Raw genomic sequence first — 7,997 nt, 5'->3', positions numbered from 1 at the left:
GTGGGGACTGCGCAGTCCCCACCCCGGCCGCGTGTCTCGGCATCGCACGGTCAGGCGTCGAAGCCGTCCATCTGCGGGGTGGTGAGACCCGTGATGATCCGCTCGGCGATCTTCCAGCCGTCGGCGGTACGGACGTAACGGTCCTCGTTGAGTGCGATCGCCTTGATGGCGGCGCCGTTCTTCATCTCCGCTTCGGAGAAGACGTAGTTCGTACCGGTGGCATGGTCGTCGTCCTCGAAGTCGATGACGTGATTGGTGATGATGTGGAACTGCTTGTCCACCGCCTGTGCGTCCCGCTCGAAGAAGTCGAGGATCTGCTCGTGGCCCTCGTACCGCGTCAGGCCCACGGCGCTGGCGTCCCACACTCCGTCGGGTGCGAAGGCGGACAGGGCTTCCTTGGGGTCGAATCGGTCGAGGCCCCGGGCGTAGAGGTGGGTGACGCGGATGATCTCGTCGATGTCGTCGGCGCGCATGTGTCGGTCTCCGTGTACTCGAGGGAATGGGTCAAGGAACGGACGGCAGGTCGATGCCGTCCAGGTCGGCTCTGATCTGGAGTGCGAGGTACTTGTTGTAGATCCGGGCGAAGGTGAGATTTCCGCCGCTGAACCAGAACCCGTCGTGGCCGGAACGTCGCCACACCGACCGGATCTCGCCCTCGTCGTCGAGGCCCCAGACCGGTCCGCACCGGTCGGCGACCGCGTCGCCCAGGACGCGACGGGCAGTGTCGAGAATGCCCCGGAATCCGGTGGCGAACACGACGGTGTCGGCGGGCAGGACGGTGCCGTCCGACATCACGACTCCCTCGGGGACGAACCGTTCGACGGTCTTCCCGGCGACCAGCCCGATCGACCCGTCCGCGACGAGCCGCGAAGCGCCGACGTCGATGTAGTAGCCGCCGTTGCGGGTGAGGAAGAGGTTCATCGCTCCGGTCCCGCCGTCGCCCAGGCTGTGGCGGAATCCCCGGGCGCTCAGGGCATCGAGCAGGTCGCGATCGATGTCGGCCATCGCCGCGACCGCGGTACGCAGCCCGTCGACGAATCCCTCGTCCCGTCGCGCGAACGACGCGCCGACGAGGTCGGCGATCTCGGTGGGCGCGGTGTCCTCGCCGTAGGCCGGCTTCAGCATGACGTCGACCACGGTGGTGCCGCCGACGACGTACGTCGGACCCCGCTGGACGAGGGTCACGTTCGCGCCGGTGTTGTACAGGTCCTGCGCGATGTCGTGGCCGCTGTTCCCGGTGCCGATGACGACGACGTTCCGGCCGCTCCGTCGTGGGTCCGTCGTGTACCGGCCGGAATGCAGCAGCTCGCCCGCGAATTCTTCGCTCCCCGGAATGTCCGGGACGAGCGGCTCGGTTCCGCTCAGGCCGGTGGCCAGGACCACGTGGCGCGGATGCAGGACGCGCCGTTCGCCGCCGCGGTCGAGGAGCACGTCCCAGCGCTCCGTCGCCGGATCGTGGGAGGCGCTCACCAGCTCCGTGCGGGTCCACACGTTCAGTTCCAGTGCCCGGGAATAGAGTTCGAGCCAGTCACCCATCTTGTCCTTCGGCGTGAACACCGGCCACGTGGGTGGGAACGGCATCATCGGCAGATGGTTCGACCACACGGGGTCGTGCAGCACCAGCGAGTCGTAGCGGTTGCGCCAGTTGTCGCCCACGCGCTCGTGGCGTTCGACGACGAGCGTGTGCACGTTCATCGCGCCCAGATAGGCGGCGAGTCCGAGCCCGGAATGCCCGGCGCCGATCACGAGGACGTCCGGATCCCGGTCGGTGCACTCGGTCGCGAGGCGGCGGTGGTCCCCCCAGTGGGTGGTGACGCGTTCCCCGGGTTCCGGCGCACCGATCGGACGGCGCTCTCCCACAGCCGGTTCGGCCCCGACGAGACTGTCGAGGGCGGTCAGCACGGCGGTCGCACGCCAGCGGTCCGTCTCGTCCGGCGTCAGGCGCGCGACGCCACGGACCTGTCCGAAGCGGACGGTGAGACGGAAGAGCAGCTGTATCACCGGCGGACCGTCGCCGGTAGGCAGCAGAACCGGCGGAGCGGAGGAATCGAGTGCCTCGTCGCGGACCTCGAGGTCCGCCGCGCCGGTGAGCAGCGGCCGGATCGCCGATTCGCCGTGCAGGCTGCGCAGATCACCGGTGAAGGCGAGCAGATCGCGCCACCACGCGTCGGTGGCGAGAGCATCCGGGTAGTCGCCGGCACTGCCCGACCGGAGTGCATCGGCGAAATCCGCGAGCCAGCGCTCGGCGACCTCGGCGGGGCGGGCGGGATCGAGACGCGGGGTGTCGAGTCGTGTGGTCATTGGGTCTCCCGTTCGTCCGGCCTGGTCAGCGCAGGGTGTAGCCGGCGTCGACCTTGAGTTCGGTGCCGGTGACGTACCGGGCCTCGTCGGAGGCGAGGTAGAGCACCGCGTTGGAGATGTCGATCGGTTCGATCCACGGCACGGGCAGGACGTTGGTGGTGGCGAAGACCGGTGCGGCCTGTTCCCGGGTGGGATGCTCCACGTCCGGGAGGAACAGGCGGAAGCAGGATTCGTTCAGGATCATGTCCGTGGCGACGCCGGTGGGGTGCACGGTGTTGACGCGGATGCCGTGCGGCCCCAGTTCCAGTGCCAGCGTGCGCATCAGGCCGACCACGGCATGCTTGCTCGCGGTGTAGGGCGCCACGTTCGGCGTGCCCTTCAGGCCTGCGGTGGAGCTGGTGATGACGATCGACCCTCCGGTGCCCTGCTCGATCAGGTGGGGGGTGACGGCCTTGCAGGTGTGCCACACTCCCTTGAGGTTGATGTCGAGGACGTCGTCCCAGTCGCGTTCGGTGACCAGGTGCGTCTCGTCGCCGAAGAGGAAGATCCCCGCGTTGGCGGCGACGATGTCGATCCGGCCGAGTTCGGCGATGCCCTCGTCGACGACGGCCTTGACAGCGTCGAAGTTGCGGACGTCGGCCTTGCGGGCGATGATCCGGCGGTCGAGGGCCTCGACGGCGCGCACCGTCTCGGCCAGATCCTCCTCGGTGGCGCCGGGGTAGAAGCGGGTGACGCTCTCGATCTCCTCGGCGACGTCGAGAGCGACGATGTCGGCGCCCTCCTCGGCGAGGCGGATCGCGTGGCTGCGTCCCTGGCCGCGGGCCGCACCCGTGATGAACGCGACCTTACCTGCTACCCGTCCTGTCATAGCTGCTCCTTCGGGGCCGCCGACGGGCCCGATCCGCCGTCAGCGGTAGGTGTTCCAGGTGGGAGCCGACTCCGGATAGTCGGCATCGGTGTATCGGGTCTGGGGCCACCGAATCCGTTTGGTGGTACGGAAACTCGAGCCCATCGACTCGAACGGTACCGCGTACATGAACGCTACGGTGCGTCTTTCGAAAAGCCATGCGCCGTCCCGTCGCACGTATCGGTCCCGGTAGCGGAAGGCGGTCATCATCAGCGTGTCGTGGACCGCCAGTTCGGCGTGGCCGGTCATGATTCCGCTTGCGTGCGAGTCGTCTTCGATCGTGACGAGGTGGATCTCGGGGGTGTGCAGCATGGTGTGGTAGCGGTCCATGCTGGAGACGTAGAAGGGTCGGATCTGCTCACGGCCGCGGAGTTCGGTGCCGGCGACCTCGAAGACACCGTCCTCGGTGAACATCGACAGCACGGTGTCGATGTCGTGGTCGTCGACGGCCAGGGCGTAGCGCCCGGCCAGGTCCCGGATCTCGTCCTTGGCGACGAGGCGGCTCAGGGCAGCGGAATCGAGTTCCGCGAGGTTCGAGGCAGTCATCGGCTCTGTTCCTGTCGGAGGTACACGGACGGGCCGGGGCGGAGTGTCGACTCCGTCCCGGCCCGGGCGCCGGGCGCGGGTCACCCGCGCGGTCGCGTGTACCGATCTAGTCGTCGTACATGATGACGCCGCGGATGTTCTTGCCGTCGCGGAGATCCTTGAACGCGGTGTTGATGTCCTCGAGCTTGTAGGTCTTGGTGACCAGCTCGTCCAGCTTGAACTCGCCGCGGCGGTACATGTCGGCGATGAGCGGGATGTCCCGGCGGGCCGTGGTGGTGCCGTACAGGGTGCCCTGCAGGCGCTTGCCCGACATCGCGAAGGTGAACAGGTCGAACGGCACGTCGCGCTGGGTGACCGGCGCCGCCGAGGTGAGCACCAGGGTGCCGCCGCGACGGGTCATCTCCTGCGCGGGGTTGAGCAGGTGCCCGTAGGCGATGTCGACGGTGATGATCACGACGTCGGCGCCCTGTCCGTCGGTGAGCTGATCGACGACCTCGCGGCACTGGTCGAAGTTCTCGGTGGTGTGGGTGGCACCGAAGATCTTGGCCTGGTCGCGCTTGAACTCGACGGGGTCGATCGTGACGACGTTCTTGGCGCCCTTGTGTCGGGCGCCCTGGACGGCGTTCATGCCCACGCCGCCGGTGCCGATGACGACCACGGTGTCACCGAGCTGGATGTCGGCCGCGTAGACGGACGAGCCCCAGCCGGTGGGGACGCCGCAGCCGATCAGCGCGGCCTTGTCGAGCGGGATGTCCTTGCCGATCTTCACGCACGAGTCGATGTTGACCACGACGTACGGCGAGAAGGTGCCGAGGTAGGAGAACGGGCCGACGCCCTGGCCGCGGGCGTGGATGCGGTGCGTGCCGTCGGGTGCGTAGCCCCCGAGCACGCCGGCGCCCATCTCGCACATGTTGGAACGGCCGATGGTGCACATCTTGCAGTGGCCACAGGACGGCAGGAAGGACAGGACGACGTGGTCGCCGACCTCGAAGCCGGTGACGTCGGGGCCGAGTTCCTCGATCACGCCGGCGCCTTCGTGGCCGCCGATGATCGGCGCCCAGTCGAGGGGGATGTCGCCGGTGTCGACGTGGTCGTCACTGTGGCAGATGCCGGAGGCGGCGAGCTTGATCCGCACCTCCCGGCTCTTCGGCGGATCGATCTCGATTTCCTCGACGCTCCAACCGGACCGGGTTCCCGGCTCCCACAGCAGCGCTCCGATGGTCTTCATGGCTTCTCCTCGTGACGGGGTGAAGGCGCGAGCAGCGGCCGGTGCAGTGCTCCGGCACAGGCTCGACGGATGTGATCGCGATGTGTGCATGTGATCGCTATCACCATAACCATACGCATGGATATAAGCAATAGTGCGGCTGGGAACGAATCATGGGAGCCCGCAACGACGGCGGGCCCGCGCCGAGACGGTGCTCGGTGCGGGCCCGCGGGTCCGTGGCGTCGGACGTCGCCGACGGCCGTGGTCAGCCGCCGAGTGCCTGATTCCAGGGCAGGACCTGGCTCAGCAGTTCGGGGAACTTGCGCTCGGCATAGCGGACGTATTCGTTGATGTGGTCGCGCATCCGGTCCTCGGACAGATCCGCGTCGTGGGAATTCAGCGCCTCGTAGATCTGCGTGTGCGCCTTCAGCGTCGTCTCCCGCAGCGGTGCGGGATGGTCGACGCCCATCACCGTGCCGCCGGTGATCCGCAGCAGCGCGTCCGTCAGGTAGCCGAAGAGTGCGTTCCCGGTGGACCAGGCGATGACGTCGTGGAACTGCTTGTTCGTCTCCAGGAACGTGTCGATGTCCGCCGTGTCGAACGACTGCTGCATGCGGTCGACGGACTGCTTCAGCTCCTGCAGGTGCTCGTCGCTGATCCGCTCGGCGGCCAGGCGGCAGATGACGGGCTCGAGGGCGGTGCGGGCTTCCACGATGGTGCTGAGCGAGGCGTTCTGGAGCTGCATCAGCAGGATGATGGTGCTCGCCAGATGGGACGCGTCCGGATCGAGGAGGACGGGACCGCCCTTGGGGCCCGGCTTCAGGGCGATCATCCCCTGGAACTCGAGCAGTCGCAGTCCCTCCCGCAGGGTCCCGCGGCCGATCTGGTACTCCTCGAGCATCGCCTTCTCCGGGGGCAGCAGGTCCCCGGGCTGCAGGCCTTTTCGCGCCGTGTCCCGGACGATCTGCTGCGCTACCACCAGCGACGTCTTCGGGCCTCTCGACATTGCAGCCACGAAAGCCTCCTCAGCCTCTCGGCCTCCTGACTTCCGGGAAGCGGAGGCTGTCACGGCGGAGCGGGTGCTCGCCGTGTCGGCGGATCGTCCGGGCAACTTCCCCGGTCGATCCGAAATGTGCACTGTACTCATTGTGCACGCGATTGTGCACATTGATGTGCACCATTATCGGCCGTGTGTCTACTCGGCGGGCGGAAACTGCGGCTTGCGCTTCTCCAGAAATGCCTGCGCCCCCTCGACCATGTCGGCGCTGCCGATCGCCTGGATGAGCATGCCGAGGCCGTTGCTGAAGGAGTCCCGGGCGGAGTTCCACCAGATGTTCGAACTGACCTTCGTGATCTCGAGATACCGCGGGCTCAGCGCCTCGAACTCGCGGCACAGCGAACGGACGGACTCCTCGAGGAGGTCGTCGTCGACCACCTCGTTCACCAGTCCCATCTCGTATGCGCGCTCCGCCGGGTAGCGCCGGCACAGCAGCGACAGTTCCTTGGCACGCTTCTCGCCGATCTGCACGCCCATCACGTTCGTGGCGCCGCTGACCGGAGCGCTACCGACGCGGGGGCCGGTCTGCCCGAAGGTCGCCGATCGGGCGGCGACGGCGAGGTCGCAGGCCACCACCAGTTCGTTGCCGCCGCCTGCCGCGGCACCGTTGACGGCCGCGACGACCGGCCGGGGGCAGGTGCGGATCGCGTCGAACAGTTCGAGCGAGGACCGGTACAGGCCGCGCAGTTCCTTGACGGTCGGCTGGCTGAGCTGGCCGAGCGATCCACCGGCGCAGAAGCTCCCCCCGGATCCGGTGATGACCACCGAGCGGTAGTCGGTGGCGTTGTGGAGCGCGTCGACCATGACGGCGCACATCTCGGCATCGAACGCGTTGCGGCGCTCGGGCCGGTTGAGCCGGATCCACAGGCTCGAGTCGACCGAGTCGAGAACGACGCTCGTGGTGGTTGAGGTGGGGCTGCTCATCGGAACTCCTTCGATCGAGGTTCACGGTTCGGCTCGGCTGGGTACCTGGGAGATGCCGGCTCACTCGGGGCATCTTTCCGGGCCCGACACACGAACTGTACGTTATAATCGTTAGCATTATTTTGGCTCGGCGGGAAGCGGGGAGTGTCCGATCCGGACGGCGTTCCCGAGCCGGCAGGTGCTCCGGGGAGGAGAAGGCGCGATGATCACAGGACGGGCGCCGAAAGCGGCCATGGTGGTGGCGCAGCACATCATCAGGGACGCGACCAGGCAGAACTTGGCGGCGGGTGATCTGCTGCCGTCGGAACGGGTCATGCTCGAGAAGTACGAGATCGGCCGTGGCACATTGCGGGAAGCCCTGCGATTGCTGGAATTCCAGGGGGTCATCGCGCTCAAGCCGGGACCGAGGGGCGGGCCGGTGATGCTGGACCCCGACGCGTCCCACCTCGCGAGTTCGCTCATCCTCCTCATGCAGCTCAAGGACGCCCCGTTCAGCGTCATCATCGAGGCGCGCAGCGCCCTCGAGCCGATGATCAGCCGGCTGGCCGCCCAGCGCGTCAGCGGCGAGACGCTCGTCGAGCTCAAGGAAACCATCGAACGGATGCACGGATCGCTCGGCGATCAGTACGAGTTCCTCGAGGCGAACAAGAGCTTCCACGACTTGATCGCCTGGTCCTCGGGCAATCCGTTGTTCGGGTACATGGTCGATTCCCTGCTCGGCATCATGGACGGCACGGCGATCGGCATCGACTACCCGCCGCACCGGCGCGAGGCGATCATCGTCGCGCACACCCGGATCTACGAGTCCCTCTCCCAGGGCGACGAGATCGGCTCCGAGGAGCGCATGCGCGAGCACATCGACGCCTACCGGAGGTATGCCCAGCGCAAGTACCCCGACCTGCTCGAACAGGTCATCCAGTGGGACCGCGCGCTGGGCTGACGCCCCCCGCAGGCGCTGGGCTGACGCCCACCGCAGGCGCTGGGCTGACGCCCACCGCAGGCGCTGGGCTGACGCCCACCGGTCCGCAGACGCAGGAAGGGGCCCCGGATTCGAA

The 7,997-nt window shown here is 67.6% G+C and carries 8 protein-coding genes; 1 reads left to right on the top strand and 7 read right to left on the bottom strand.

Going from position 1 to position 7,997, the window contains the following annotated elements:
* Positions 1 to 50: 50 nt before the first annotated feature.
* The 7 genes from QYS60_RS05470 to QYS60_RS05440 all read right to left on the bottom strand — a co-directional run bounded on the left by QYS60_RS05470 (position 51) and on the right by QYS60_RS05440 (position 6,942).
* On the bottom strand, positions 51 to 473 hold the full coding sequence (locus QYS60_RS05470) for a nuclear transport factor 2 family protein (protein WP_003938430.1): 423 nt from the start codon (positions 471 to 473) through the stop codon (positions 51 to 53).
* Positions 474 to 504: 31 nt separating this feature from the next.
* Positions 505 to 2,301 (bottom strand): flavin-containing monooxygenase, encoded by a 1,797-nt coding sequence (locus QYS60_RS05465; protein ID WP_371382614.1) that lies wholly within the window; start codon positions 2,299 to 2,301, stop codon positions 505 to 507.
* A gap of 25 nt (positions 2,302 to 2,326) precedes the next feature.
* Positions 2,327 to 3,169, bottom strand: coding sequence for a mycofactocin-coupled SDR family oxidoreductase (locus tag QYS60_RS05460; protein ID WP_289379818.1), 843 nt, complete (start codon positions 3,167 to 3,169; stop codon positions 2,327 to 2,329).
* A 39-nt stretch (positions 3,170 to 3,208) separates the two neighbouring features.
* On the bottom strand, positions 3,209 to 3,754 hold the full coding sequence (locus tag QYS60_RS05455; protein WP_289379817.1) for an SgcJ/EcaC family oxidoreductase: 546 nt from the start codon (positions 3,752 to 3,754) through the stop codon (positions 3,209 to 3,211).
* 106 nt (positions 3,755 to 3,860) lie between these two features.
* The gene (locus QYS60_RS05450) at positions 3,861 to 4,982 is read right to left on the bottom strand and encodes an NDMA-dependent alcohol dehydrogenase (RefSeq protein WP_289379816.1); all 1,122 of its coding nucleotides are present in this window, start codon (positions 4,980 to 4,982) and stop codon (positions 3,861 to 3,863) included.
* A gap of 244 nt (positions 4,983 to 5,226) precedes the next feature.
* The gene (locus QYS60_RS05445) at positions 5,227 to 5,967 is read right to left on the bottom strand and encodes a FadR/GntR family transcriptional regulator (RefSeq protein WP_054374583.1); all 741 of its coding nucleotides are present in this window, start codon (positions 5,965 to 5,967) and stop codon (positions 5,227 to 5,229) included.
* A 189-nt stretch (positions 5,968 to 6,156) separates the two neighbouring features.
* Positions 6,157 to 6,942, bottom strand: coding sequence for an enoyl-CoA hydratase/isomerase family protein (locus QYS60_RS05440; protein WP_371382612.1), 786 nt, complete (start codon positions 6,940 to 6,942; stop codon positions 6,157 to 6,159).
* Positions 6,943 to 7,144: 202 nt separating this feature from the next.
* On the opposite strand from QYS60_RS05440, the gene QYS60_RS05435 reads away from it, so the two are divergent.
* Complete coding sequence (locus tag QYS60_RS05435; RefSeq protein ID WP_003938423.1) at positions 7,145 to 7,882, top strand: FadR/GntR family transcriptional regulator; 738 nt, start codon at positions 7,145 to 7,147, stop codon at positions 7,880 to 7,882.
* Positions 7,883 to 7,997: the final 115 nt, after the last annotated feature.

This window comes from Rhodococcus sp. GXMU-t2271, from assembly GCF_041414735.1.
GTDB lineage: Bacteria > Actinomycetota > Actinomycetes > Mycobacteriales > Mycobacteriaceae > Rhodococcus > Rhodococcus indonesiensis.
This window is presented reverse-complemented; position numbering and strand designations above follow the sequence as displayed.